A 248-nucleotide genomic window follows, 5' to 3' on the forward strand; every position below is an offset into this window, starting at 1 on the left:
AACGCCAAGGCCCTGGCCAAGGTCTTTCGTGCCAGGATGCTCGCCGCCTTGTCGGCGGCCGCCCTGGCCTTGCCGAAGCGGGCGCCAAGCCAATGGGTCGCGCACTGCAAGGCAGTCGGCCACGGCGACAAGGCCTTGCTCTATCTGGGCCGCTACCTGTACCGCGGCGTGATCCGCGAAGCGGACATCCTCGCCTGCCGCAACGGCCAGGTCACCTTCCGCTACCGCGAGGGCAGCAGCGGCGCGAT

1 protein-coding gene is annotated in these 248 nt (G+C 69.4%); it reads left to right on the forward strand.

Annotation, left to right across the window (positions count from 1 at the left end; translation table 11 throughout):
- A partial coding sequence (locus tag I8J34_RS24470) for a transposase (RefSeq protein ID WP_214364226.1) occupies positions 1–248 on the forward strand: 248 nt, incomplete at both ends.

It is taken from the genome of Denitromonas iodatirespirans (genome assembly GCF_018524365.1).
Classification (GTDB): Bacteria; Pseudomonadota; Gammaproteobacteria; order Burkholderiales; family Rhodocyclaceae; genus Nitrogeniibacter; species Nitrogeniibacter iodatirespirans.